The 25,654-nt window shown below is 70.3% G+C and carries 23 protein-coding genes; 14 read left to right on the forward strand and 9 right to left on the reverse strand.

The window, feature by feature from the left end; all coding sequences use genetic code 11:
- The first annotated feature begins 9 nt into the window (after positions 1 to 9).
- The 3 genes from MME74_RS07670 to MME74_RS07680 all read left to right on the forward strand — a co-directional run bounded on the left by MME74_RS07670 (position 10) and on the right by MME74_RS07680 (position 2,024).
- Positions 10 to 675: a GntR family transcriptional regulator gene (locus tag MME74_RS07670; protein ID WP_267418204.1), complete on the forward strand. Its 666-nt coding sequence runs from the start codon at positions 10 to 12 to the stop codon at positions 673 to 675.
- Between the two features lie 160 nt (positions 676 to 835).
- Positions 836 to 1,714: a hypothetical protein gene (locus tag MME74_RS07675; RefSeq protein WP_267418205.1), complete on the forward strand. Its 879-nt coding sequence runs from the start codon at positions 836 to 838 to the stop codon at positions 1,712 to 1,714.
- Positions 1,707 to 2,024, forward strand: coding sequence for a transcriptional regulator (locus MME74_RS07680; RefSeq protein ID WP_267418206.1), 318 nt, complete (start codon positions 1,707 to 1,709; stop codon positions 2,022 to 2,024). The genes MME74_RS07675 and MME74_RS07680 overlap by 8 nt, the downstream gene beginning before the upstream one ends.
- A gap of 7 nt (positions 2,025 to 2,031) precedes the next feature.
- Here MME74_RS07680 and MME74_RS07685 read toward each other — a convergent pair whose 3' ends face one another.
- Positions 2,032 to 3,036 carry an isopenicillin N synthase family dioxygenase gene (locus MME74_RS07685; protein ID WP_267418207.1) on the reverse strand — a complete coding sequence of 335 codons (1,005 nt, stop codon included), beginning with the start codon at positions 3,034 to 3,036 and terminating at the stop codon, positions 2,032 to 2,034.
- Positions 3,037 to 3,186: 150 nt separating this feature from the next.
- On the opposite strand from MME74_RS07685, the gene efeU reads away from it, so the two are divergent.
- The 3 genes from efeU to efeB are packed head-to-tail and all read left to right on the forward strand — an operon-like array spanning position 3,187 to position 6,703.
- On the forward strand, positions 3,187 to 4,131 hold the full coding sequence (efeU, locus tag MME74_RS07690; RefSeq protein ID WP_267418208.1) for an iron uptake transporter permease EfeU: 945 nt from the start codon (positions 3,187 to 3,189) through the stop codon (positions 4,129 to 4,131).
- The gene (gene efeO / locus MME74_RS07695) at positions 4,128 to 5,360 is read left to right on the forward strand and encodes an iron uptake system protein EfeO (protein WP_267418209.1); all 1,233 of its coding nucleotides are present in this window, start codon (positions 4,128 to 4,130) and stop codon (positions 5,358 to 5,360) included. The genes efeU and efeO overlap by 4 nt, the downstream gene beginning before the upstream one ends.
- A gap of 38 nt (positions 5,361 to 5,398) precedes the next feature.
- The gene (gene efeB / locus MME74_RS07700) at positions 5,399 to 6,703 is read left to right on the forward strand and encodes an iron uptake transporter deferrochelatase/peroxidase subunit (RefSeq protein ID WP_267418210.1); all 1,305 of its coding nucleotides are present in this window, start codon (positions 5,399 to 5,401) and stop codon (positions 6,701 to 6,703) included.
- A 4-nt stretch (positions 6,704 to 6,707) separates the two neighbouring features.
- Here the strand turns inward: efeB and MME74_RS07705 are convergent, their stop codons facing one another.
- Together MME74_RS07705 and MME74_RS07710 are read right to left on the reverse strand one after the other, a co-directional pair.
- Positions 6,708 to 7,583, reverse strand: a complete 876-nt coding sequence (locus tag MME74_RS07705) for a serine hydrolase domain-containing protein (RefSeq protein ID WP_267418211.1) — start codon at positions 7,581 to 7,583, stop codon at positions 6,708 to 6,710.
- Positions 7,584 to 7,607: 24 nt separating this feature from the next.
- A complete protein-coding gene (locus MME74_RS07710) occupies positions 7,608 to 8,738 on the reverse strand; it encodes an acyltransferase family protein (RefSeq protein ID WP_267418212.1) in 1,131 nt (376 codons plus the stop codon).
- Positions 8,739 to 8,849: 111 nt separating this feature from the next.
- Here MME74_RS07710 and MME74_RS07715 point away from each other — a divergent pair, with 111 nt between their 5' ends.
- The 3 genes from MME74_RS07715 to MME74_RS07725 are packed head-to-tail and all read left to right on the forward strand — an operon-like array spanning position 8,850 to position 12,126.
- Positions 8,850 to 10,076, forward strand: coding sequence for an LLM class flavin-dependent oxidoreductase (locus tag MME74_RS07715; protein ID WP_046748303.1), 1,227 nt, complete (start codon positions 8,850 to 8,852; stop codon positions 10,074 to 10,076).
- A gap of 1 nt (position 10,077) precedes the next feature.
- Entirely contained in the window at positions 10,078 to 10,722 is a 645-nt protein-coding gene (locus tag MME74_RS07720; protein ID WP_267418213.1) for an FMN reductase, read from the forward strand.
- Between the two features lie 51 nt (positions 10,723 to 10,773).
- Positions 10,774 to 12,126, forward strand: coding sequence for an FAD-binding oxidoreductase (locus MME74_RS07725; protein WP_267418214.1), 1,353 nt, complete (start codon positions 10,774 to 10,776; stop codon positions 12,124 to 12,126).
- A 2-nt stretch (positions 12,127 to 12,128) separates the two neighbouring features.
- On the opposite strand, the gene MME74_RS07730 is transcribed toward MME74_RS07725, so the two are convergent.
- Complete coding sequence (locus MME74_RS07730; protein WP_267418215.1) at positions 12,129 to 12,824, reverse strand: response regulator; 696 nt, start codon at positions 12,822 to 12,824, stop codon at positions 12,129 to 12,131.
- Positions 12,821 to 14,104 carry a sensor histidine kinase gene (locus MME74_RS07735; protein ID WP_267418216.1) on the reverse strand — a complete coding sequence of 428 codons (1,284 nt, stop codon included), beginning with the start codon at positions 14,102 to 14,104 and terminating at the stop codon, positions 12,821 to 12,823. Before MME74_RS07735 ends, MME74_RS07730 begins: the two co-directional genes overlap by 4 nt.
- A gap of 146 nt (positions 14,105 to 14,250) precedes the next feature.
- Here MME74_RS07735 and MME74_RS07740 point away from each other — a divergent pair, with 146 nt between their 5' ends.
- Positions 14,251 to 15,690 carry a cation:dicarboxylate symporter family transporter gene (locus tag MME74_RS07740; protein ID WP_267418217.1) on the forward strand — a complete coding sequence of 480 codons (1,440 nt, stop codon included), beginning with the start codon at positions 14,251 to 14,253 and terminating at the stop codon, positions 15,688 to 15,690.
- Positions 15,691 to 15,742: 52 nt separating this feature from the next.
- Here MME74_RS07740 and MME74_RS07745 read toward each other — a convergent pair whose 3' ends face one another.
- Together MME74_RS07745 and MME74_RS07750 are read right to left on the reverse strand one after the other, a co-directional pair.
- Positions 15,743 to 15,919 carry a DUF5302 domain-containing protein gene (locus MME74_RS07745; RefSeq protein ID WP_267418218.1) on the reverse strand — a complete coding sequence of 59 codons (177 nt, stop codon included), beginning with the start codon at positions 15,917 to 15,919 and terminating at the stop codon, positions 15,743 to 15,745.
- A 31-nt stretch (positions 15,920 to 15,950) separates the two neighbouring features.
- Positions 15,951 to 16,535 carry a DedA family protein gene (locus tag MME74_RS07750; RefSeq protein ID WP_267418219.1) on the reverse strand — a complete coding sequence of 195 codons (585 nt, stop codon included), beginning with the start codon at positions 16,533 to 16,535 and terminating at the stop codon, positions 15,951 to 15,953.
- Between the two features lie 139 nt (positions 16,536 to 16,674).
- On the opposite strand from MME74_RS07750, the gene MME74_RS07755 reads away from it, so the two are divergent.
- Complete coding sequence (locus MME74_RS07755; RefSeq protein ID WP_267418220.1) at positions 16,675 to 18,615, forward strand: GDSL-type esterase/lipase family protein; 1,941 nt, start codon at positions 16,675 to 16,677, stop codon at positions 18,613 to 18,615.
- Positions 18,616 to 18,687: 72 nt separating this feature from the next.
- On the opposite strand, the gene MME74_RS07760 is transcribed toward MME74_RS07755, so the two are convergent.
- Positions 18,688 to 19,998: a UDP-glucose dehydrogenase family protein gene (locus MME74_RS07760; protein WP_267418221.1), complete on the reverse strand. Its 1,311-nt coding sequence runs from the start codon at positions 19,996 to 19,998 to the stop codon at positions 18,688 to 18,690.
- Between the two features lie 371 nt (positions 19,999 to 20,369).
- Between MME74_RS07760 and MME74_RS07765 the strand changes: the two genes are divergently transcribed.
- The 3 genes from MME74_RS07765 to MME74_RS07775 all read left to right on the forward strand — a co-directional run bounded on the left by MME74_RS07765 (position 20,370) and on the right by MME74_RS07775 (position 24,565).
- Positions 20,370 to 22,646 (forward strand): polyribonucleotide nucleotidyltransferase, encoded by a 2,277-nt coding sequence (locus MME74_RS07765; RefSeq protein WP_267418222.1) that lies wholly within the window; start codon positions 20,370 to 20,372, stop codon positions 22,644 to 22,646.
- A gap of 218 nt (positions 22,647 to 22,864) precedes the next feature.
- Positions 22,865 to 23,893, forward strand: coding sequence for an aldo/keto reductase (locus tag MME74_RS07770; RefSeq protein ID WP_267418223.1), 1,029 nt, complete (start codon positions 22,865 to 22,867; stop codon positions 23,891 to 23,893).
- Positions 23,894 to 23,962: 69 nt separating this feature from the next.
- Positions 23,963 to 24,565, forward strand: coding sequence for a histidine phosphatase family protein (locus MME74_RS07775; protein ID WP_267418225.1), 603 nt, complete (start codon positions 23,963 to 23,965; stop codon positions 24,563 to 24,565).
- Between the two features lies 1 nt (position 24,566).
- Here the strand turns inward: MME74_RS07775 and MME74_RS07780 are convergent, their stop codons facing one another.
- Positions 24,567 to 25,514 carry a patatin-like phospholipase family protein gene (locus tag MME74_RS07780; protein ID WP_267418226.1) on the reverse strand — a complete coding sequence of 316 codons (948 nt, stop codon included), beginning with the start codon at positions 25,512 to 25,514 and terminating at the stop codon, positions 24,567 to 24,569.
- Positions 25,515 to 25,654 lie beyond the last annotated feature (140 nt).

Raw genomic sequence — 25,654 nt, forward strand, 5'->3', positions numbered from 1 at the left:
GGCTCCGCGATGAGTTCCGACAGCACGATCACCGACGGATCCGCCCTCGCCGAGCGGGTCTATCGCGGAGTGCTGCGCAGGATCATCGTCGGTGAGCTCACACCGGGAGCGTGGCTGAAGGAAAGAGATCTCTCCGAGCGCTTCGAGGTCTCTCGGGTGCCCGTCCGTCAGGCCCTGCAGCGCTTGGAGACCGAGGGGTTCGTCGTCACGACGCGCAACAAGGGCGCCAGCGTCACGCCCGTGACCAGGGCCGATGTCGAGGAGCTCTACGACGCGCGCCTGTGCATCGAGCCCTATGCGACGCGCCACGCCGCGCAGCGTGTGCACTCGGGGGCCGCCAGCGCCGACCGGTTGCGCGAGCTCCTCGAGCGCGCCCTCGCGCCGGGGGAGACGGTGGAGCTGGGGGAGTCCAACCTCGGGTTCCACCTGGAGATCGTCCGGCTCTCGGGCAACCGCATCCTGGAACGCAGCCTCGCGCCGATGCTCGGCCGCATGCAGTGGATCTTCGGGATCACGCATGCCACGCGCGAGCAGGAGCATGCCGTGGAGCACCAGCAGCTGCTCGATGCGATCCTCGCCGGCCGCGGCGAGGTCGCGGCCGCTCAGGCCTACGCCCACATCGATCAGGGACGCGAGCCCATCATCGACGCCCTCGCCGAGGCGCTCCACTGGTAGCGACAGGTCGACCTCCTCTCGGGTCTCCGATACGAGATCCGTCGTCCGGTGTTCCTGGCGGTCGCCTGCCCCGCCGCGGTTGCTTCTGAGACGGTCCTCGCCTATAACGGAGGAGAGGCCCTTCGTGAGAAGGGCCTTCTGACTCTCCGGGGGGAAGACGATGATCGAGCACCAGGCTGTCGCCGGTCGAGAGGCGCTGGCCCCGCCCGACGTCGACACGGCTCGCCAGTACCTCACGCGAGCCGAGGCGATCGTCGAGCAGCGCGAACGTGTGGTCGATCGACGGGGAGCCGCGTGGCTGACCATCGGGACCGCCGTCTTCGTGGCGGCCTATCTCTTCCTCGCGGTGCTCGGGTTCCGGCAGGAGGTGCCGTCCGTCGAGATCCAGTCGCTGCTGGTGCCGCTGCTGGTGCTGGGCCAGATCTCGACCGGGATCGCACAGCGTGGAGACAGGGGGCCGAGGCGCTCGGCCTCGCGTCGGCTGCTGACGGTCGGCGGCGTCGTCATCGCCGGCGGGGCGCTGATCGTGTTCTTCCTGATCCTGGTGAACCCGCGCATCTCGACGTCGTGGATCCTGCTCCCGATCCTGGCCGTCCTGCTCGGCTACGGGGGACGCGGCGTCTTCCGGCTCATCCGCGCCTCGCGCGGCCCCCGTCCGCTCCCGGCGGTGCGGACGCCGCTGACGGACGGCGCGCGGTGGGGCACGATCGCGGTGGGCGTGCTTCTCGGCGCGGTGTGCGCCGTGAGCGCCGTGCCGGATGCGGCGCTCGCGAGTTTCCTCCTGTTCGTGTCGCTGCTCGCGCTGCTCGCCTGGATCTCGATGTCGAGCACGGGCATCGGTCTGCCCCTCCTCGGCGCATCCTGGCGCTGGCCGCACGTCCTGGCGCTCGCGGTGTCCGTAGTCGTCTTCCTCGCGCTCCGGCTCCCCGCGATCGACGGTGTGGCCGTCGCGCCGGCGACCTTCCTCTTCGTCGGCCTCGGCATCGTCCTGATGTTCGTGGTCGTCTCGATGATCCCGGGGCGTGATCTCGATGCCTGAACAGGAGAGCGGTTCGCCCCGTCTCGACGACGACTTCGCCTCGGCGCTGCCGTTCTCGCTGATGGCCGTGCTGCAGGACGGCGCCGATCTCGAGTTCCGCACCCTCCGCCGTATCCTCCAGGCCGAGCGGTCTGCCCTCAGCGGAGCGATCCTGCTGCTGGAGAACGAGCGACACGTGGCTCTGCGCCGTGTCTCCTTCGGCGAGATGCCCGGCACGTGGGTCGCCGCCACACCCGCGGGGAGCGCGGCGTTCCGCTCTCACCTCGCGGCGCTGCGCGCCATCGTCGCCGGCGCCCACGCCGGGCGGTGATCCTCCGTCAGACGCTCGCCGCCACCAGGTCCGCGTGGTGGATCGCGGCGACGTCCGGGTGCGCGCGCAGGCGCGACTTGAGGGCGTTCTCGCCGTAGAGCGCGTGGATGGGGTTGTTCGGGTCCTCGGTGACGCCCTTCGCCTCGGCGGCGAGGTCGGCGGGGAGCTCGATCAGCGGCAGCCGCTTGTCGAGCGCGGGGTTGAAGAAGAACGGGATGGAGATCCGCTCGTTCGGGGCCTGCGGCGACACCACACGGTGGTTGGTGGCCTTGAGATACCCGCCGGTCGCGTACTCGAGCAGCTCGCCGATGTTCACGACGAAGGCTCCGGACACCGGCGGAGCATCGACCCAGGCGCCGTCGCGCTCGACCTGCAGCCCGCCCTTGCCGGGCTCGACCCAGAGGAGCGTCAGGACGCCGGAGTCCTTGTGTGCGCCGACGCCCTGCTGCGGCTCCGGCTCGTGCGTCCCGGGGTAGCGGACGATCTTGATGAGCGTCGACGGCTCCCCGAAGTGCTCGTCGAAGTAGCTCTCGTCGGCCCCGAGGGTCTGTGCCCACGCCCGCAGCAGCTTGCGTGCGACCTCCGACAGCGTCTCGTGCCACTCGGCCACGACGTCCTGCAGCTCCGGCTGCGCCGCGGGCCAGAGGTTCGGGCCGATGAGCCGGTTGAAGGCGGGACCGTCCGCGACGGGCTCGCGCTCCGGACCGATGTCGATCTGCTCGCGCCAGTCGACCTTCCCCTGCGTCCGCTCGCCGCCGATGCGGGTGTAGCCGCGGAAGTGCGGGCTGTTGACGTTCTCGATCGCGAGCTTGTCGTCCTCCGGGAGGGCGAAGAAATCCAGCGCCGCCCGGTGGAGCCGCGCCTCGAGCTCGGGGGAGATCCCGGTGCCGGTGAGGTAGAAGAACCCGACGTCGTGCGTCGCGGCCCGGAGGTCGTCGCGGAATCGTGCCGCGGCCTCGGGGCCTTCATCGAGCTGGGAGAGGTCGAGGATGGGGAGCGAGAGTTCAGCCATGGACCGAGGCTACGTCGCCCCGTCCGGGGCGGGACGCTGTGTTGCGATCCATTACTTCCGGTCCGCGTGTTCAGGGGGTGTCGATCGCGGTGCTAGAGTCTCCTCGGTAAGGGCTGCCTTACCTCAGTCATCGCCAGAGAGTCTGCTCCCGTGCTCGCCACTTTCCTCATCGGCCTCCGTGAAGGTCTCGAAGCCGCTCTCGTCGTCGGCATCCTCGTGGCCTACCTCCGTCGGCTCGGACGGCAGGACGCCCTCCCGAAGATGTGGGCCGGCGTCGGCCTCGCGATCGCCCTGGCGCTCGGCATCGGCGCGGTGCTCACCTTCGGCGCGTACGAGCTCACCTTCCAGGCCCAGGAGCTGATCGGCGGCGGGCTCTCCCTGCTGGCCGTCGCGATGGTCACCTGGATGATCTTCTGGATGCAGCGTGCCGGACGCACCATGAAGGCGACCCTGGAGGGCGGCATCGACCGCGCCCTCACCGTCGGCGGTCTGTGGGCGCTGATCGCGATCGGCTTCGTGTCCGTCGCCCGCGAGGGGATCGAGACGACCCTGCTGCTGTGGTCGATGGTGCAGTCGTTCGGCGACGCGCCCTCCGCCCTGCTGGGTGCGCTGCTCGGCCTGATCGTGGCCGTGATCATCGGCTGGCTGATCTCGCGGGGCGCCGTGCGTCTCGACCTCCGGCGGTTCTTCGCGTGGACGGGCGGATTCCTCGTGATCGTGGCGGCCGGCGTGCTCGCCTATGCGCTGAAGGATCTGCAGGAGGCCGGTGCGCTTCCCGGGCCGTTCACCGCCCTGGCGCCGATCGACGCGGTCACCGGTGGGGTGGCCGTCGGCTGGGCCGCGTTCCCGTTCGGCTGGGCGTTCGACATCTCGGCGACCATCGCTCCCGGCGGCGCGCTCGCATCGATCCTGCAGGCGACGGTCGGGTTCATGCCCGCGATGACCTGGCTGCAGATCGTCGCCTGGGCCCTCTACATCTCCCTCGTCGGCGGGCTGTACGTCCGCGGTCTCCGCTCGCGGCGCCCCTCGAAGTCGCAGGGTCCGTCCACGCCGACCTCCGATTCTCCCTCCCTCTCACATCAAGGAGCAGCATGACCACCTCGCACCGGTTCCTGGGGGTGCTGGCCGCCACCGGCGCCGCAGCCCTCATCCTGAGCGGATGCGTCGCGAAGAGCGATGCCGAGGCCGGCGCGGCCTTCGACGTCTCGTCCACCGACGGCGACTGCGCCGTCTCGGCGGCGACCGCGAAGAGCGGCACGCTGACCTTCGACGTCAAGAACGACACCGACCAGGTCTCGGAGTTCTACCTGCTGGCCGAGGACGGGCTGCGCATCGTCGGCGAGGTCGAGAACATCGCCCCCGCCGCATCGCGGAAGCTGACCGTCGTCGCGCAGCCGGGGGACTACTTCACCCTCTGCAAGCCGGGCATGATCGGCGAGGGCGTCGGCAAGGCCGCGTTCACCGTCACCGGCGACCGCGTCGCGGTGGACGGCCCGGATGCCGAGCAGAAGCAGAAGGCCGTCGATCTGTACGCTGCCTTCGTCAAGGACCAGGTCGGCCAGCTCGTCCCGGCCGTCGAGGACTTCGTCGCCGCGTACGAGTCGGGTGACGACGAGACCGCACGCACGCTCTTCCCGCAGACCCGCGCGTTCTACGAGCGCATCGAGCCGGTGGCCGAGGCCCTGGGCGACCTCGACCCCCGCATCGACTACCGCGAGGTCGACGCCGTGGCCGAGGGCCTCGACTGGACGGGCTTCCACCGCATCGAGAAGGACCTGTGGGTGCCGGCGGCCGACGCGCTGAACGCTGACGGCGAGACCCCGGCGCGTCAGGACTGGGCGCCGTCGACGCCGGAGGAGCGCGCCGACTACGGTGACCTGCTGCTCGCCGACGTGCAGGAGCTGTACGACTACGTGCATTCCGACGACTTCACCACGGCGCTCGACGACCAGGGCATCGGCGGCATCTCGAACGGTGCGATCGCGCTGCTCGACGAGGTCGCGACCGGCAAGATCTCGGGCGAGGAGGACTGGTGGTCGGGGACCGACCTCTACGACTTCGCCGCGAACGTCGAGGGCTCGAAGATGGCCTTCTCGCTCGTGCAGGACTTCGCGGACGCGCAGGGCGCGGACGGAGAGGCCCTCGTCAAGGAGATCGAGTCCGGCTACGCCGCTCTCGAGGACTCGCTCGCCGAGCACGGGTCGCTGACCGACGGCTTCGTCGCCTACGCCGACCTCACGGACGACGACAAGCGCGAGTTCACCGATCTGATCAACGCCCTCGCCGAGCCGCTCTCGCAGCTCACCAGCACGGTCCTGGACTGATCAGCCGACCGCTGATCCGACGAGGTACCATCACGGACGTGAACGAACCAGAGGCGGATGCCGCACCCGAAGAGGCATCGACGGATGCGGCATCCGCTCCTACCGGTCTGAGCAGGCGCGGCTTGCTCGGACTGGCCATCGGCGGCGGTGTCGCAGGACTCGCCGTCGGAGCGGGAGCCGGGCTCACCGGAGGTGTGGCGATCGGACGGGCGCGGGCCACGGAGGACGCGCACGCCGCGTACGAGTTCTTCGGGGCGCACCAGGCCGGAATCACGACACCGGTCCAGGACCACCTGCACTTCGCGAGCTTCGACATGATGCCCCGCACCGATCGGGATGACCTGATCTCCCTGCTGCAGGACTGGTCGTACGCGGCCTCCCGCATGGTGCAGGGGCTCGAGGTCAGTGCGACCGGCGCGGTCGGCGGTCCGGCCGAAGCTCCGCCGGACGACACCGGAGAGGCGCTCGGCCTGCCTGCCGCAGGGCTCACGATCACGTTCGGCTTCGGTCCCGGTCTGTTCGAGAACGAGGACGGCGACCGCTACGGCATCGCGGCGCAGCGCCCCGCGGGCCTCGAGCGCCTGCCGGCCTTCCTCGGCGACGACCTCGATCCGCAGACCTCGCACGGCGACCTCTGCATCCAGGCATGTGCCGACGACCCGCAGGTCGCGGTGCACGCGATCCGCAACCTGAGCCGCATCGCCTTCGGGCGGGCGCGCCTGCGCTGGTCACAGCTCGGCTTCGGCAAGACCTCGCGCACCACGGCGGCGCAGGCGACACCGCGGAACCTCTTCGGCTTCAAGGACGGCACCGCGAACATCCTGGCCGACGACACGGAGGCGCTGGACGATCACGTCTGGGTGTCCACGAAGGATGAGCCGGCGTGGCTCGCGGGTGGCTCGTACCTCGTGGCCAGGAAGATCGCCATGCTGATCGAGACGTGGGACCGGGTGCGGCTCGCCGAGCAGGACACGATCATCGGCCGGGACAAGGGGGACGGGGCACCGCTCTCCGGCGGGGACGAGTTCACGGCGCCCGACTTCCACGGCACCGCCATCGATGCGAACAGCCACGTGCGTCTTGCGCACCCGGAGCAGAACGACGGGATCCGCATCCTGCGACGCGGCTACAACTACGTCGACGGGAACAACACGCTCGGGCGCCTCGACGCCGGACTGTTCTTCCTGTCGTATCAGCGCGACCCCGCGCAGTTCATCTCGCTGCAGCGCCGACTGTCGACGGATCTCATGAACGAGTACATCCGGCACGTCGGCTCCGGCATCTGGGCCGTGCCGGCGGGCGCGAAGCCGGGGTCCTACGTGGGCGCCGGGCTGTTCGCCTGACGCGTCAGGACTCGGAGACGGCGACGAGCGTCTCCATGACGAAGGCGGCGATGGCGTCGGCGCGGAAGTGGTCGTCCGCCGTGATCGTGACCACGGCGTCGTCGAGGAAGATCAGCAGCTGGCCGTAGGCGCCGTGCAGCCGCCAGCCCGGCCCCGGGCCACCCCAGCCGGCCAGGGCGTAGCGATCGTAGGATTCGCCGTCTCCGGCGACGCCCCAGTCGCTGTGCATCCCGTCGATCCCGTGCGCCGAGAGCAGCCGGCGCCCCTCCCACATCCCGCGGTCGCGGATGAGCCGGCCGAGGCGCGCGAGCTCCTCGGTGCGCAGCGCCAGGCCGCCGCCGGCGACGATGCGCCCGTTCGGACTGCGCTCCCAGTCGACGTCGTCGATGCCGAGCGGGGCGAACAGGCGGGGGACCAGGTAGTCGCCCACGTCGCCGACCCGGGCGGCCAGCGCCGTCATCGCGGTGTACGTGCTGGCGTCCGAGTACTGGAAGACGCGTCCGGCCGAGGGCCGCTGCAGGAACTCCCGGGCCAGGTCGGGCCAGTCGGTCATCAGGGTGTCCGACCACGGGAGGTCGACGCCGCTGGTCATCGTCAGCAGATGGTGCAGGGTCACCTGATCGGTGCCCGGCCCGAACGCGAAGCCGTCGAGGAGCGCCGAGACGGGCTCGTCGAGCGAGACCGCGCCCTCGTCGACGGCGAAGCCGGCAGCCAGCACGCAGACGCCTTTCGCGACCGAGTGGATGTCCTCCCGGACGTCCGGAGTCCAGCGATGCTCCGCGGTGTCCGCTCCGACGCGGACGTGGAGACCGTGTGCGTCGAACCCGGACGCCGCCACCTCGTCGACGATGCGGTCACGGACGATCTCGGCGTTGCTCACACTCACGAGGCTATCCGCTCCGGCTCAGCGGGGCCGTCGCGAGCCGGTGGGGTCGTTCCGCCGTCCCTCGCGGGCGGTGAGGGCGGGATCGATGAACAGCCAGCGCGGGCGCGGTTCCACGAGGGGACGGAAGAGCCACCTGATCGGCTTGGTGGCCAGGAGCAGTGCGACGACGACGGCGAGCACCGTGACCAGGGGAAGCCAGATCCAGGTCGGCTCCAGGTCGCGCAGCGCGCCGGTCTCGCGGAACGGATAGAGCACGAAGGAGTGCAGCAGATAGACGTACATCGTGTACTGCCCGAACGTCGTCCACCAGTACGAGCCGCGGGGGATCAGGACGAAGAAGGCGGCGCACAGCACCACGGCCAGCAGCATGAGGGCGATGCGGATCGCTCCCGCCCACCACTGCTCTCCGACCAGATCGGCGTACGAGTCCTCGTAGAAGAGCCAGTGCCGCAGGTCGACGGCCTGCCACAGCGGCAGCCAGTTCCACGCCGCCCAGCCCGTCGCCGCGAACACCGCGACCGCGACGGCGCGGATCCACCACGGACGGAAGTCCAGCAGCCGCAGGCGGTCGACGATGTCGTGCTCGCGGAGCCACCAGCCGAGCGCGAAGAACGGGAGGAGGCCGAGGGTGCGCGACAGCGAGAAGGTGCTGTCGACGTTGGGGAGGTAGCCCGCACCGATCGAGATCACGACGGTCCACAGCAGCGGCCAGCGCAGCAGCGCGAGGTAGGGCAGCACGAGCCGGAAGATGCCCAGGGCGAGCAGGAACCACAGCGTCCAGCTCGGCTTGGTGAAGTTCGGGGTCGCCTCGCCCTCGACGAGCCACTTCGTGAGCGTCCACAGCGTCTCGAAGATCACATAGGGGAGGATGATGTCGGTGATCACCCGCGCCATCTGGGTCTTGGTGGGCGATCCGGACTTCGAGAAGTACCCGGAGATGATCGCGAACGCGGGCATGTGGAACGCGTACAGCGCGAGGTAGAACGCGAAGGCGATGTCGGAGTCGTAGATGAGTCGCTGGATCGCGTGCCCCAGGACGACCATGACGATGCAGACGTATCGCGCGTTGTCCCAGAACGGCACGCGCCGTCGCTTGCGAGGAATCGTTCCCGTGGTGGGCCCTGAGATGTCGGCACCGGCACTGCTCATCGTTCGAGGCTACAGGCCGGGAATAAAGTTGCTGTGAGCGCGTTGACACAGATACATTCACATGAATAGAAACGGATGGCAGACATCCGCTTCGGAGAGCACGGAGCAATCATGAGCGAGCAGTCAGGCGCGCAGGCGATGCAGTTCGGCATCATGTCGGTCAGCGACATCACCCGCGATCCCACCACGGGGATCACCCCCAGCGAGCAGGAGCGCATCAAGGCGACGACGGCCATCGCCGTGCACGCCGAAGAGGTCGGCCTCGACGTCTTCGCGATCGGCGAGCACCACAACCCGCCGTTCTGGTCCTCCAGCCCCACCACGTTCCTCGCGGCACTGGCCGCGCAGACCGAGCGCCTCATCGTCTCCACGTCGACCACGCTCATCACCACGAACGACCCGGTGCGCATCGCCGAGGAGTACGCGATGCTCCAGCACGTGTCCGACGGACGCATGGACCTCATGCTCGGCCGCGGCAACACCGGACCCGTCTACCCGTGGTTCGGCCAGGACATCCGCCAGGGCCTTCCGCTCGCGATCGAGAACTACGCGCTGCTGCACAAGCTGTGGCGCGAGGACGTGGTCGACTGGGAGGGAAAGTTCCGCACCCCGCTGCAGGGCTTCACCTCGACGCCCCGCCCGCTCGACGGCATCGCTCCCTTCGTCTGGCACGGCTCCATCCGCACGCCGGAGATCGCCGAGCAGGCCGCCTACTACGGTGACGGCTTCTTCGCGAACAACATCTTCTGGCCGAAGGAGCACTACCAGCGTCTGATCGAGCTGTACCGTCAGCGCTTCGAGCACTACGGCCACGGCACGCGGGAGCAGGCGATCGTCGGCCTCGGCGGCCAGGTGTTCATGGCCGCGAAGTCGCAGGATGCGGTGAATCAGTTCCGTCCGTACTTCGACAACGCCCCGGTGTACGGCCACGGCCCGAGCATGGAGGACTTCACCGAGATGACCCCGCTCACCGTGGGGTCGCCGCAGCAGGTGATCGACCGCTACGCCGGGATGCGCGAGCACTACGGCGACTACCAGCGCCAGCTGTTCCTGATCGACCACGCCGGTCTGCCGTTGAAGACGGTGCTGGAGCAGCTCGACATCCTCGGCTCCGAGGTGGTCCCGGTGCTGCGCAAGGAGCTCGCGAAGGACCGTCCTGCGTCGGTGCCCGACGCGCCCACCCACGCCGCGCGCGTGAAGGCGGAGTTCGGCGACGGACCCACCCGCCAGGCTCGCCCCGGTGCGAACCGCGGCGACAACCTGACCGGTGACTCGCCGTACCAGGACACGCCCGCACCCGCCGGTGCGGCATTCGGGCTCGGCCGGAAGGAGGCCTGAGATGACCACGCGTCGCATCGCCGTCGTCGCGGCGGGCCTGTCGAACCCGTCGTCCACCCGGATGCTCGCTGATCGCCTCGCGGCCGAGACCGTGAAGGCGCTCGCCGAGCACGACATCGAGGCCAGCGTCGACGTGATCGAGCTGCGCGACTACGCGCACGACATCACGAACAACATGCTGACGGGGTTCGCGCCGGCGGCGCTGGAGACCGCGATCAACACGGTGGTGTCGGCCGACGCCCTCATCGCCGTGACCCCGATCTTCTCGACCAGCTACTCCGGACTCTTCAAGTCGTTCATCGACGTGCTCGACCCGGACGCCCTGAGCGGGAAGCCGGTGCTGATCGGCGCGAACGCCGGTACCGCACGGCACTCCCTCGCGATCGACTACGCGATCCGTCCCCTGTTCGCCTACCTGCACGCGGAAGCCGTCTCGACCGGCGTGTTCGCGGCGTCGAGTGACTGGGGCGGCGCGGGCGACGACGTCGCCCCGCTCGGCAAGCGGGTCGAGAAGGGCGCGCGCGAGCTCGCCGACGCGATCGCGCGTCGGCAGGAGACCGCCGTCGTCGATCCCTACGACCCCGCGACGTACCTGGGTGAGGGGCGTTCCTTCGGGCACATGCTGGGCGGTCTCGCCGGCGAGTGAGTCGCGCAGGGCGCCATCGACGATGTCCGAGGGATGTCGTACGGTGGCGCCATGCCCACACACCCCGCGCTCGTCGCGCTTCAGGAGCAGTTGACCGGCACCCTCCTCCTTCCCGATGACGTCGACTACGAGACGGCCCGTCGGCCGTGGAATCTCGCGATCGAGCAGCGCCCCGCGGCCGTCGCCGCGCCCGCCGATGTGGACGACCTCCGGATGCTGCTCGACGCGGCCCGCCGGTCCGGTCTGCGCCTGGCCGTGCAGCCTCGCGGGCACGGAGCGTCGGGCGACCTGAGCGGTGCGGTGCTCGTGCGCATGCACGCCTTCGACGCTCTCGAGATCGACGCCGAGCGCGGAGTCCTCACGGTCGGCGCCGGCGTGCGCTGGGGCCGGGTCGTCGATGCGCTGGAAGGCAGCGGGTGGGTGGCGCCCGCCGGCACCAGTCCCGTCGTGAGCGTCGCCGGATACACCGTGGGCGGCGGTCACTCCTGGTTCAGCCGCACCGCGGGCCTCGGCTCCGACAACCTGCGCGCGGCCTGGGTGCTGCGCACCGACGGCACGCACGAGCGTGTCGATGACGCCGCCGACCCCGACCTCCTGTGGGCCCTGCGCGGGGCGGGAGGCCTCGTCGGGATCGTGACGGCGCTCGAGATCGAGCTGGTCCCGGCGCCCGACGTCTGGGGAGCGAATCTCACGTTCGACGTGGCCGACGCTCCCGCCGTCGTCCGGGCCGTTCGCGACCTCGCCGCCTCCGCGCCCTCGACGTTGAACGTCTTCGTCAACTCGATGCGGATGCCGGACGCCCCGCAGCTCCCCGAGGAGATCAGGGGGCGCAGCTTCCTCACGGTCCAGGCGCTGTCCGTCGACGGCCCGCAGGAGGCGCTGATCGACGCGGTGCGCCGTGCGGGCGGCGTGCGCCGCGACGTCACCGGACCCACGTCCCCGGCGGCTCTCGCGGCCGCGTCGAACGAGCCGACCGATCCCACGCCGAGCCGCGGCGCATCGATGGCGCTCACCGTGCTCGACGATGCGACCATCGACGCGCTCCTCGACTTCCGGGAGCTGCCGGAGCAGTGGCCGCTCATGGGCATCGACATCCGGATGCTGGGTGGCGCACTGGACGCTCCTCGACGCTCGGGGTTCGCGTCGCTGGAGTCGGCCGGGTGGCTGCTGCACGCGCTCGCACCGGTGATCCCCGGTGTGCCGACCGAACCGGGGGACGCGAGTCTGGAGGCGTTCCGGGAGCTGTTGCGTCCCGACGAGGCCGCGCAGACCGTGACGACGTTCCTGGAGCCCGGGCAGACGCTCGACCGCTGCGGTTCCGCCGACGACATCGCCCGCCTCCGCGAGCTGCGCGCGCGATTCGATCCGGAGCGGGTGCTCCATGACGGTCGGCTGCCCGGCTGATCTCACATCGACGGTGCGGACGGCCGCTTCCAGTCGTACTCGGTCTCGGGGCGTCCTCGTCCGCCGTAGCGTGCACCCCGCGTGACCACGCCTGCGGCGACGAGGTGCTCCAGGTATCGACGCACCGAGACGCGGGACATGCCCAGCCTCTCCGCCGCCTCGCTCGCCGAGAGCGGCCCGTCCGTGCGTAACGCCGCACGGACCCGGTCGAGTGTGGCCGCCGAGAGCCCCTTGGGGACGGTGATCGTGCCGGTGGAACGGCCGAGGAGCGCGTCGATCTCGGCCTGTGTCGCCTCGCCCTCCGTCGTGCGCGCCTGGTCCCGGTGCGCGCGGTACTGCTCCATCCGCTCTCGGAACACCGCGAACGGGAACGGCTTGACGAGGTACTGGAAGACGCCGAGCGCCGCCATCTGCCGCACGGTGTCGGCATCGCGCACGCCCGTGATCGCGATCACGTCGGTGGCTGCGGCGCGGGTGCGCAGTGCACGCAGCACGTCGATCCCGGAGCCGTCGGGCATCGTGATGTCGAGCAGGACCAGGTCGAACGCGTCGGCCCCTGGTCGTTCGAGCACCGCGGTGAGAGCGGCACGTGCGCTGCTGCATTCCCCGGCGGCGACGAACCCGTCCAGGCGTGCCACGTAGTCGCGGTGCAGTTCGAGCGTCAGGGCGTCGTCGTCCACGATCAGCGTGCGGATCATGACCGTGACCTCCGTGCCCTCGCGGCGGGGAGCACGACGCGGAACGTCGTCGGCTCGCCGCTCAGCGTGACCGATCCGCCCGCGCCGGTGACCACCGAACGTACGAGCGCCAATCCGACGCCGCGCCCCTGTGCATCGGTCGGCTTCGTCGAGTAGCCCTGATCGAAGATCCGCGAACGGAGTGCCTCCGGGATGCCGGGGCCGCTGTCCGAGACCTCGAGCATGATCCCGCCGCCCGGGTCCGGACGCAGCGACACCGCGACCCAGCGGTCGTCGGACTCGGCGGCCGCGTCCATCGCATTGTCCACGAGGTTGCCGAGCACCGACACCGCGTCGACGGGGGACAGGGGCGTGCGGGGAGTGTCGGGCTCGATGTGCACCCGCCAGTCGATGCCGCGCTCCTTGGCCTGCGAGGCCTTGCCGAGCAGCAGGGCGCCCACCGCGGGGTCGCCGTGTCGGCGCGCGGTGACCTGGTCCACGAGCGACTGGCTCTGCCGCGAGGTCTCCGTGAGGATCTCGATCGCTTCGGCGCTGCGTCCCAGTTCGAGCAGCGCCACGGCGGCGTGCATCCGGTTCCCGTGCTCGTGGGTCTGCGCCCGCAGTGCTTCGCCCAGCGTGCGGATCGACTCGTAGGACGACACGGCGTCCCGCAGCTGACCGGGTGGCAGATCGCCGGTGATCCGCCGTGTCACACGACGGGCGATCAGCGCTCCGCCGGCGCCGAGCGCGACCAGGCCGACGGTGATCCCGAGCGACAGCGGCAGCCGACGGAGCAGGGTGTCGGCGATGGACTCGGTCGTCACGCCCGCGGCCACCCAGCCGAGCAGCTCGCCGTCGGAATCGGAGACCGGCACGATCGTGCGCACGGACGGGCCGAGCGTTCCGGTGAACTCCTCGGTGAGCGTGCGCGGGGTCGTCGGGATGGTGCCGAGGTAGTGCCCGCCGATCTGGTCCGTGTCGGGGTGGGTGAGGCGGATGCCGTCGACGTCCATGATCGTGATGAAGTCGAGTCCCGCGTCGTCGATGACGGCCAGCGAATAGGGCTCGAGGATGCTCGTCGTCGCGGCGTCGTCCGAGGAGCGCAGCCCGTCGACGACCACGGGCGAGGCGGCGAACGCGGCGGCGGTGGAGGCGGTCACCCGCTCGGCCTCCGATCGGATCGCCCGCTGCGCATCGGTGACGAGGAAGACCGCCACGAGGGCGCCGATCAGCACGGCCGCGCCGAGCAGGACGAGGAACACGCGTGAGGCGGTGCTGCGCGCCGGGGAGGTGTGCGCCATCGCTCTCCTCCGATCGCCGATGATCCGTGCCGAGACCAATACGACCACAAATCGGATCCCGGAGCGAAGTCGGTGACCGTGGATACCGATCGGCGGCGAGGCAGCCGCCCACCCAGACGACGACGTCGATGATCGAGGAGGACGCGATGGCGCTCACAACAGGATTCTCACTGCCGAAGTTCCACTGGCGGCGCGGGAAGCAGTCATGGGACCGACACACCTGGCTCTACGTGTCCGTGCTTCTCGCGGTCGTGCTCGGCGCGGTCGTCGGCCTGGTCTGGCCGGAGGTCGGGCAGGCGTTCGAACCACTGGGCAAGGGCTTCGTGGCGCTGATCAAGATGATGATCGCGCCGATCATCTTCTGCACGATCGTGGTCGGGGTCGGCTCGATCGCCAAGGCGGCGACCGTCGGCAAGATCGGCGGACTGGCGCTGCTGTACTTCATGGTGATGTCGACGTTCGCCCTCGCGATCGGACTGGTCGTCGGCAACATCATCCACCCCGGGGCCGGACTCGACATGGCCTCGTCGACCTATGACGCCGTCGAGGCGGAGGCCAAGACGACGCAGGAGTTCATCCTGGGCATCATCCCGGCGACGTTCTTCTCGGCGTTCACGGGGGAGAGCGTGCTGCAGGTGCTGTTCATCGCGCTCCTCGTCGGGTTCGCGCTGCAGGGTCTCGGCGAGCGCGGCGCCCCGATCATGGAGGCGGTCAAGCAGCTCCAGAAGCTGGTCTTCCGCATCCTCGGCATGATCCTGTGGCTCGCGCCCCTCGGAGCCTTCGGCGCGATCGCCGCGGTCGTGGGCAAGACGGGCGTCGCCGCGATCTGGAGTCTGGGCACCCTGATGGTCGCGTTCTACATCACGTGCATCCTGTTCATCGTCGTGATCCTGGGCACGCTGCTGTGGGCCGTGACGCGGGTGAACATCTTCGCGCTCATCAAGTACCTCGCCCGGGAGTACCTGCTGATCGTCGGCACCTCCTCCTCGGAGTCGGCCCTCCCGCGCCTGATCGCGAAGATGGAGTACGTCGGCGTCTCCAAGCCCGTCGTGGGCATCACCGTGCCGACCGGCTACTCGTTCAACCTCGACGGGACGGCGATCTACCTGACGATGGCGTCGCTGTTCATCGCGACCGGGATGGGGCAGCCCATGTCGATCGGCGAGCAGATCGGTCTGCTGGTGTTCATGATCATCGCGAGCAAGGGAGCAGCAGGCGTCACCGGCGCCGGACTCGCCACGCTCGCCGGAGGTCTGCAGGCCTACCGCCCCGACCTGGTCGACGGCGTCGGGGTCATCGTCGGGATCGACCGGTTCATGTCGGAGGGGCGCGCCCTGACCAACTTCACCGGCAACGCGGTCGCGACCCTGCTGATCGGCACCTGGACGAAGCAGATCGACAGGGACCGGGTGCGTCGTGTCCTCGGCGGGGAGCTGCCGTTCGACGAGTCGCTGCTGGACGGCGTCGATGCGCACGGGAGCGCTGATGCCCCGCAGGCTTCCGACGTGCAGGAGCTGCGGGAGGCCGCCGTCGCGGAGATGGCGGCGAAGGAGGCGCGGGCCAGGGCTCGCGCCGAGCGCGGCTGACAGGAGAGAGGGATGCGGGAGTCCGGTGACGCCGGCTCCCGCATCCGCGCGGTCAACCGCTCTTGCGTCGGAACTCGCGTCGGGTCTGCGGGGCGTTCGCACTGTGCACGGCGGAGTCGCCGTCGAGGTGTGCCTCGCCCTCCCGGTGGTGCGCGTTCTTCTTCTCGAGCGCTTCCTTGAACTTGCGCTTCATCTCCTCAGCGGAGGTGGCGCCTTCTTCGGTGCTCATGCCCCGAGCCTAGAGCACCGAGTGCGGAGGGTCACCCTCTGGTGCGTCGTACGGCGAGGTCGATCAGCACCCCGAGACCGATGGCGATCACGATCGACACCGGCACGGCGACGAGCGGTCCGCCGGGGAGGATCGCTGCGACGGCCGCACCCACCGCCGCCTGGTAGAGCGCCCACCCGGTGGCGGCCAGCGCGACGAGGGCGAGATAGCGCGGAGGATGGATCCGCGAGGCTCCGGCGACGAGGTTGATCGCGAGCCGGGCGAAGGGCACGAAGCGGGCGGTGAACAGCACCGTGGCCATGCCCCCGTCCAGGCGACGCCGCGCCCAGGAGAGGGCCTGCTGCACCCGGGGCGCGCGCATCCAGCGCCAGCGCTCCGTGCCGACCAGCCGTCCGATCAGGTAGCAGCACGCATCGCCGACCGTCGCGGCGGCGGCCGCGCACACGACCACGGCCCAGAGCGGGGGCGTCCCCGTCGTCGCGGCCAGCGCGCCCAACGCGGTCACGGCGATCTCTCCGGGCAGGACGACGAAGAACGCATCCCCGACCACGAGCAGACACATCAGCGCGAGACTCCACGGGCCGGCGAGGGATGCGGTCAGAAGATCGGTCGGCACGCGTCCACTGTGCCTGCGGTCGGTGAACGGGAACCAAAGGCCGGATAGCCGGTGACCCGCCGTCCAGCATCCGGTGAACATCTGGTGCCGGAGGCCGTTTGCGGCGAGCGGGCCTGCTCCGCGGCGTCATCCTGGGGCTGTGAGAGTAGCGATCGTCACGGAATCCTTCCTTCCGCACATGAACGGCGTCACCGGCTCCGTGCTGCAGATCCTGCGGCACCTCGAGCAGCGGGGACACGACGCCCACGTCGTCGCCCCGGCAGCCGTCGGCATCCCCGCCGAGGTCGACGGGGCACCGATCCAGGCGATCCCGAGCCTGCCGCTGCCCGGCTATCGGAACGTCCGGGTGGGCACGTCGACCGCGCATCGGGTCGCGGCCTCCCTGCGCGGCTTCCGCCCCGATGTCGTGCACCTCGCCTCGCCGTTCGCCCTCGGCTGGCGAGGGGTTCTCGCGGCCCAGCGTCTCGACGTGGCCAGCGTCGCCGCCTATCAGACCGATGTCGCGGCCTACACCGAGCGCTACCGGATCGCCGCCACCACGGGCATGGCCCAGACGCACATCGCGCGGCTGCACCGACGGGCGACGCTCACCCTCGCGCCCTCCGCCGAGTCGGCCCAGCAGCTCGCGGCACTCGGCGTGGACCGGGTGCGTCGTTGGGGACGGGGCGTCGACGCGGAGCGCTTCCAGCCCACGCGCCGGGATGCGCTCCTCCGCGCCCAGTGGGACACGGACGTGGTGATCGGCTATGTCGGCCGTCTCGCTCCCGAGAAGCAGGTCGAGGACCTCGCCGCACTGCGGGGCATCCCGGGCACCCGCCTCGTGATCGTCGGAGACGGCCCCAGCAGAGCGCGGCTGGAGACGCTGTTGCCGGACGCCCTGTTCCTCGGACACCTCGGAGGTGACGCGCTCGCCGCAGCCATGGCCTCCTTCGACCTGTTCGTGCACCCCGGGGAGAGCGAGACGTTCGGGCAGACGCTGCAGGAGGCGCACGCCAGCGGTGTCCCGGTGATCGCGACCGGGAAGGGCGGCCCGCTCGACCTCGTGCGCATGGGCATCGACGGGTGGCTCTACCGGCCCGGTGACCTGGACGACCTGCGGATGCGCGTCGCCGACCTCGCCGGAGACGCCCGCAAGCGCCGCGCCTTCGGGAAGGCCGGCCGCGAGGCCGTGCAGGGACGCAGCTGGGCCAGCGTGTGCGATCAGCTGCTCGACCACTTCGAGGAGGCGCGGACCCTGCATCGTGCGGATGCCGGTGCCCGCGCTCGCCGCGTCGTCCGACCGGAGCCGCCCGCCCCGGTCGCCGCCCGTCGCTGGCGTCGCTTCGTCGCGCTGGGCGACTCCCTCACGGAAGGGCTCTGCGACCCCGCACCCGACGGCGCCCTGCGCGGATGGGCGGATCGCCTCGCCCTCCTGCTCGCCGCGCAGGGAGGGCTGCACTACGCGAACCTCGCGATCCGATCGAAGCGGGTCCGTGACGTCTCGGGCACCCAGCTCGAGCGCGCCCTCGAGCTGCGTCCGGACCTGGTCTCGATCCTGATCGGCGCCAACGATCTCGTGAAGCACCGGGTCGACGTGTCCGCGCTCGCCGCGGAGGTCGAAGACACGGTGCGGCGCCTGCGGGGGATCGGCGCCGATGTGCTCCTGGTCACCCCGTTCCTCCCCGGGCGCCGTGCCGCGGCGATCTACACGCGGCGGTTCGCCGCCTTCGCGACCGCGCTGGCGGGGATCGCGACGCGCACGGGGGCGATCCTCATCGACACCGACCTGCATCCGACGCTGGGTGAGCGGCCGAACTGGGGGGAGGACCTCGTGCACCTCAGCAGCAGAGGGCATCGTTTCCTCGCCTATCGGGCGGGCGAGATGCTCGGGGTGCCGGACGCGGACGCTCTCGGAGCCCTCGACGCCGCACTGCACGAGCACGAGGCCATCGGCGCCGGCGTGTGGTGGCGGCGGCACGCGCTGCCGTGGGTCTGGCGTCGTCTGCACGGTCGGGCCGCGGGCGACGGGCGGTCGGCGAAGCACGACGACTACGTGTACCTCGGCCGGGCGACCGCCGGGCGCGGGGTCTCCGTCGGCTGAGGGTCTCCGTCGGCTGAGGGGCCTCCGGGCGTCTGCGTCAGCAGAAGCCGGCGCCGACGCAGGGTCCGGGAGTCAGCGTCGGCCCATGCCGTGGTACTGCCAGCCGGCCGCGCGCCAGGCCGCGGCGTCGAGGCAGTTGCGGCCGTCGACCATGATCCGTCCGCGGACGAGGCCGCCCGCGTGCACGGGGGAGAGGTCGCGGCGGTACTCGTCCCACTCGGTGACGATGACGACCGCGTCCGCCTCCCGGAGCGCGTCGTCCCGGTGCCGTGCGTACCCGAGCTGCGGGTGCGCGGCCATGGCGTTGTCGATGGCCGCCGGGTCCGTCACGACCACGTCGGCGCCGAGTCCGCGCAGTCGTACCGCGACGTCGAGGGCGGGGGAGTCTCGGATGTCGTCGCTGAACGGCTTGAACGCCGCGCCCAGGACCGCGATCCGCCGTCCGAAGACGAGCCCGCCGAGTGCGTCGACGACGAGTTGGACCGCGCGGTCGCGGCGGCGGAGGTTGATGGCGTCGACCTCGCGGAGGAAGCCGACGGCCTCGCCGCGTCCCAGCTCCTCCGCGCGCGCCGCGAACGCGCGGATGTCCTTCGGGAGGCAGCCGCCGCCGAAGCCGATCCCGGCGCCGAGGTAGCGTCGGCCGATCCGGGAGTCGTGGCCGAGTGCGTCGGCGAGCAGCGACACGTCGGCACCGGAGGCCTCGGCGATCTCGGCCATGGCATTGATGAAGGAGATCTTGGTGGCGAGGAACGCGTTCGCCGCGCCCTTGACCAGTTCCGCGGTGGCGAGGTCGGTCACCAGGAACGGGGTGCCCGAGGCGATCGCGGGTGCGTACGCCTCACGGAGCACGTCGACGGCGCGCCGCCCCTCCGCATCCGGCTCCGCACCGACCACCAGACGGTCCGGGGTCAGGGTGTCGTGCACCGCCCAGCCCTCGCGGAGGAACTCGGGGTTCCACACCAGGGTCGCGCCGCTGTCCGCGATCAGCGCCGACAGCTGCGCCGCGGTGCCGACCGGCACGGTCGACTTCCCGGCGACCACGTCCCCCGGGCGGAGGTGGGGGAGCAGCGACTCGAGCGCGGCGTCGACGTACTGCAGGTCTGCGGCGTGACCTCCGGGGAGCTGCGGTGTCCCGACGGCGAGGAAGTGCACCTCCGCACCCTCGGCATCCGCCATCCGTCCGCTGAACCGCAGCCGACCGGAGCGGAGCCCTTCGGTGAGGAGCTCGGACAGTCGTGGCTCGAAGAACGGTGCCGCACCGGATGCCAGCGTGGCGACCCGGTGCTCGTCGACGTCGATGCCGATGACGTCGTGTCCGATCGAGGCCATGGCGGCGGCGTGCACGGCACCGAGGTACCCGCAGCCGATCACTGACATGCGCATGGACTCAGCACAGCCCGGGTCCCTCTCCTCGCGACGTCTGCGAGGTGAACGGCCGATGGCGAGTGCATGTCCGCTCCGCGACGCTCGTGCGGTCCCGTGCCCGGACGCGGTTTTCGCGGCCTGCGCTGGTAGGGTGGACGAGGTTGACGTGTGTCAACCGCACAATTTCACATCGACTCACGGAGCGAGCGGCGGAGAAGCTGGTCCCCTGTGGTGGGTTCCTCGGCGGATGTCGGGTGGCTTTCTACTGGTGGCCAGCGCAGGCGACATTCGCGGGAATGCCCGCGCGCCCGAACCCTTCCGCTCCGCTCCTTTGAACACGCTCGCGCGTCACATGGACTCGCGAGTCTAAACAAAGAAGGAGAGACCTCTTGGAAGGTCCTGAAATCACCGCCACCGAGGCCGTTCTCGACAACGGCCGCTTCGGCACCCGCACCATCCGCTTCGAGACCGGCCGCCTCGCGCAGCAGGCTCAGGGCGCAGTCGCCGCCTACCTCGACGGCGAGACCATGCTCCTCTCGGCCACCAGCGCAGGCAAGCACCCGCGCGAGGGCTTCGACTTCTTCCCGCTGACGGTCGACGTCGAGGAGCGCTCCTACGCCGCCGGCAAGATCCCCGGCTCGTTCTTCCGTCGTGAGGGTCGTCCCTCCACCGAGGCGATCCTCGTCTGCCGTCTGATCGACCGTCCGCTGCGTCCGTCGTTCGTCGACGGCCTGCGCAACGAGGTCCAGATCGTCATCACCGTCCTCTCGATCGCACCGGGCGAGTTCTACGACGCTCTCGCGATCAACGCCGCTTCGGCGTCGACCCAGATCTCGGGTCTGCCGTTCTCGGGCCCCGTCGCCGGTGTGCGCCTCGCGTTCATCCCCGGTCACGGCGAGCACGCGGACCAGTGGGTCGCGTTCCCGACCGCCGAGCAGGTCTCGGAGGCCGTGTTCGACCTGATCGTCGCCGGTCGCGTCGTCACCAAGGCCGATGGCACGGAAGACGTCGCCATCATGATGGTCGAGGCCGAGGCCACCGAGGGCAGCTGGAACCTGATCAAGGCCGGTGCCACCAAGCCGAACGAGGAGATCGTGGCCCAGGGCCTCGAGGCCTCGAAGCCGTTCATCGCCCAGCTCGTCAAGGCTCAGGCCGAGCTCGCCGCGACCGCGTCGAAGGAGCCGGGCGTCTACCCGGTCTTCCCCGCGTACAGCGACGAGGTCTACAGCTTCGTCTCCGAGCGCGCGTTCGCCGAGCTCAGCGATGTCTACCAGATCGCCGACAAGGTCGAGCGTCAGACCGCTGACGACGCGATCAAGGACCGCGTCAAGGCCGAGCTCATCGAGGCCACCGAGGCGGGCTCGCTGCCGGCCGCGGCTCCGCTGGAGTTCTCCGCCGCGTACAAGTCCGTCACGAAGAAGATCGTCCGCGGTCGCATCCTCACCGAGGGCGCTCGCATCGACGGCCGTGGTCTGGCGGACATCCGTCCGCTCGACGCCGAGGTGCAGGTCATCCCGCGCGTGCACGGCTCCGCGATCTTCCAGCGCGGCGAGACCCAGATCATGGGTGTCACCACGCTGAACATGCTCAAGATGGAGCAGCAGATCGACTCGCTGTCGCCCACGACGAGCAAGCGCTACATGCACCACTACAACTTCCCGCCCTACTCGACCGGTGAGACCGGCCGCGTGGGTTCGCCGAAGCGTCGCGAGATCGGGCACGGCTTCCTGGCCGAGCGCGCGCTCGTGCCGGTGCTGCCGAGCCGCGAGGAGTTCCCCTACGCCATCCGTCAGGTGTCCGAGGCGCTGAGCTCCAACGGCTCGACGTCGATGGGCTCCGTCTGCGCGTCGACCCTGTCGCTGCTGAACGCGGGTGTGCCGCTGCGCGCCCCCGTCGCCGGCATCGCGATGGGACTCGTCTCCGACGAGGTCGACGGTGAGACCCGCTACGCGGCTCTGACCGACATCCTGGGTGCGGAGGACGCTCTCGGCGACATGGACTTCAAGGTCGCCGGTACCAGCGAGTTCGTCACGGCCATCCAGCTCGACACGAAGCTCGACGGCATCCCGTCGTCGGTGCTCGCGGGCGCGCTGACCCAGGCACGCGAGGCTCGTCTGACGATCCTCAACGTGCTGAACGCCGCGATCGACGCTCCCGACGAGATGGCGCCCACCGCGCCGCGCGTCATCAGCGTCCAGATCCCGGTCGACAAGATCGGCGAGCTGATCGGCCCGAAGGGCAAGACGATCAACGCGATCCAGGACGAGACCGGCGCGCAGATCTCCATCGAGGAGGACGGCACCGTCTACATCGGCGCGACCGACGGCCCCTCGGCCGAGGCTGCCCGTGCCCAGGTGAACGCGATCGCCAACCCGACCAACCCGGAGGTCGGGGAGCAGTTCCTCGGCACCGTCGTGAAGATCGCCACCTTCGGTGCGTTCGTCTCGCTGCTCCCGGGCAAGGACGGCCTCCTGCACGTCACCGAGGTGCGCAAGCTCGCCGGTGGCAAGCGGGTCGAGAACGTCGATGACGTCCTCTCCGTCGGCCAGAAGATCCTCGTGAAGATCACGAAGATCGACGACCGTGGCAAGCTCTCGCTCGAGCCCGTCCTCGACGACGCGCCCGCCGCGGAGGCAGCTCCTGCAGAGGACGCCGCCGCCGAGTAAGCGCAGAGCTCGAACCGGAGCCCGGGCCGTCCGCACAGGACGTGCCCGGGCTTCGTCGTCTCCGGCGTGACCGAATCGTTATCGGACGTTTCCGCGCCGTTCCCCGGATTGGTCAGGACGTTCCGCGAAGTCGCTTACCCTCGAAGTACGCACCGGGGGGTGCAGAATCAGCAGGTACGAAGGTCGGAACGCACCGATCGACGCGGGGGTGAGAGAGTATGCGGTTGTTCAGCGTAGGCGCAGGAGCGTCCGCGGATCGCGCCCAGGAGACGGCCGCCGAGCACCCGTCCGCCCCGATCCCCATCATCGGACCGGGAATAGGGGAGACCATCCGCGTCCCTCTCGGCGAGACCGGGTTCGAGACCTTCCCGCTGATGCTCGGGGCCGCGGAGTTCGGCTGGAACGTCGACCTCGAGACCAGCCACGGGATCCTCGATCGCTACGTCGAGTTCGGCGGCAACGCGATCCACACGGCCGACGGCTTCTCCGGGGGTCGCAGCGAGCACATCATCGGACAGTGGCTGCGTTCCCGCGGGCAGCGGGATCGCGCGGTCCTCAGCGTGCGCATCGGCGCCCACGCCGACAACCCGGGCCTCGGCTCCGTCAACCTCGTGCGCGCGGTCGAGGGCTCGCTCACCCGGCTCGGCGTCGAGCGCATCGACGTGCTGTACCTCGATGCCACGCTCGACGGGACGACGAACCTCGAAGACACCCTCGCGACCGTCGAGTGGCTGACCGACGCCGGCAAGATCGGTGCACTCGGCGCATTCGGTCTCGCCCCGGAGCGTCTGGTCGAAGCGCGCATCCTCGCGTCCGCGGGCTACCCCCGCATCCAGGTCATCGACGCGCCGTACAACCTCATCCGTCGTCAGCCGTTCGAGGGCGACCTGCGCCTCGTGGCGGGCGCGCAGAACCTCGCGGTGACGCCGTCGCACGCTCTCGAGCACGGGTTCCTGTCCGGGAGGCACCGCAATAAGGCCCTCACCTCGCGCGGCGTGCGCGGCGAGCAGCTGCGCGGGCATCTGAACCGCCGCGGGATCAAGATCCTGCGGGCGCTCGACCAGGTCGCCGAAGAGCTCACGGTCCCCGTGGCCGCCGTGTCGATCGCGTGGCTCCTCGCGCAGCGCACGATCGCCGCGCCGATCGTGAACGCCTTCGCCGCGGATCACGTCGACGAGCTCATGCAGGGCGCGGGCGTCTCGCTGTCCCGGAGCCAGGTCGCCGACCTCACCCGGGCCGGCAACTGAGCTTCGTCCCACCCGTGACATAGGGTGGGAGAGAGGCCCGGCGGATGCTGGCAATGAAGCGAGCGAGTTGTGACGCACTACATATATCTGGTCAGACACGGTGAACATCAGGATGCGGAGCATGGTCTCGCCGACGGACCCCTCTCTCCGAGAGGGCAGCGTCAGGCGGAACTGATCGCCGATCGACTCTCGGGCCTTCCCCTCGACGCGGTCTGGCATTCGCCACTGCTACGTGCGAACGAGACGGCCCGAGCGATCGCGGCGAGGCTGCCTTCGGTCGACCCCGAGCCGACCGCGCTTCTCTTCGACTGCGTGCCCACGGGCATGACCGAGGAGACGCCCGCGGTGTTCGAGCCGTTCTTCGGCTCGGTGACCGAGGCCGAGATCGAGGCCGGTCGAGCGCAGATGTCGGACGCGGTGAACGAGTTCCTCGTCCGCAAGACCGGCGACGTGCACGAGGTGCTCATCACCCACAACTTCGTGATCTCCTGGTTCGTCCGCGAGGTCCTCTCGGCACCCGAGTGGCGGTGGATGACGCTGAACCAGTCCCACTGCGGACTGACCGTGATCGCCCAGAAGCAGGGACGACCGTGGACGCTGCTCACGCACAACGACACCGGCCACCTCCCGGTCGAGCTGCGGACCGGCATCCCCGACGCGCTCCTGGTCTGACTCAGCTCCAGAAGCTGGCGAGCGACGCGGCGACTGCTCGACCCTGTGCGAAGCCGGCCTGCGCGGCGGGCACGCGGGTCGCCGGGTCCATGACGTTCTCGCCGAAGGCGGTGCGTGACGCGCTGTCGGGGAAGATCGTCTCCACGGTGCTCCCCGTCGCCCTCAGCGCGGCGATCTGATCCGCGAGGTGCGTGCCCCAGGATGAGGGCGTCCGCGATGCTCCGCCGAAGGGCGCCAGCACGAGGACCTTCGCGTATCCGGAGGCGAGATCGGCGTTGTCGGCGTTGGAACGATAGCCGCCGTCGATGTAGCGGTGGGTGCCGATGTCGTAGGCGAATCCGCTGGAGCAGCTGGCGGCGACGGCATCCACGAGGTCCACACCGCTGCGTCGGTCGAAGAGGACGGGCTCGCCGCTGTCCGCGTCCACGGCGGTGATCAGCACTCGCTGATCCGGCCAGTCCGGTCGCGGCAGCCGGGTGGCGACGGTCTCCCGCCACCGCGTGCCGGCGCCCGGCGAGGCCGAGGACAGCTCGATCGCTGAGGCCCCCATCCGCCGCCGCATGTCTTCGATGCCGGTCGAGCCGTCGATGATCCGCTGCGTGCGCTCCAGGTGGTCGGTAACGGGCGGACGCCGCATGCCTCCGCCGGGCCGCGACGACGTCGAGGGAAGGGGTGCGGAGAGGATCTGGTCCAGCAGGTGCCTCGCGGGCACGGCTGTGACCTGTGCGGCGGTGGTCGCGCCGGCGGAGGTGCCGACGACGAGGTCAGCCGCCGTGACGTCGAGCCCTCCTTCCGCGAGGCCGGCGAGGACGCCGATCAGCCAGGCGTTGCCGGCCGATCCGCCGCCACCGAGGACGAGGGCTCGTCCTTCGAGGACCGGCTCGGGAGCAGACGAAAGTCGCGGCGCGGGGGTTCGGGGGAGAGAGGGGGGAGAAGTCGGGATGTCCATGGGAGTGCCTTTCGCGAAATGCGGGGCGGGGCTCCCGGCCGCGACTACGCCGGTCGCGGGATCGCGCGCTGTGAGGGAGCACCCGATGCGGATACTGCGTACATGGGGCTCACCTCCTCCTGCCGGAACACGATCACGGG

The sequence above is a fragment of the Microbacterium oxydans genome (genome assembly GCF_026559675.1).
GTDB classification, from domain to species: Bacteria; Actinomycetota; Actinomycetes; order Actinomycetales; family Microbacteriaceae; genus Microbacterium; species Microbacterium oxydans_D.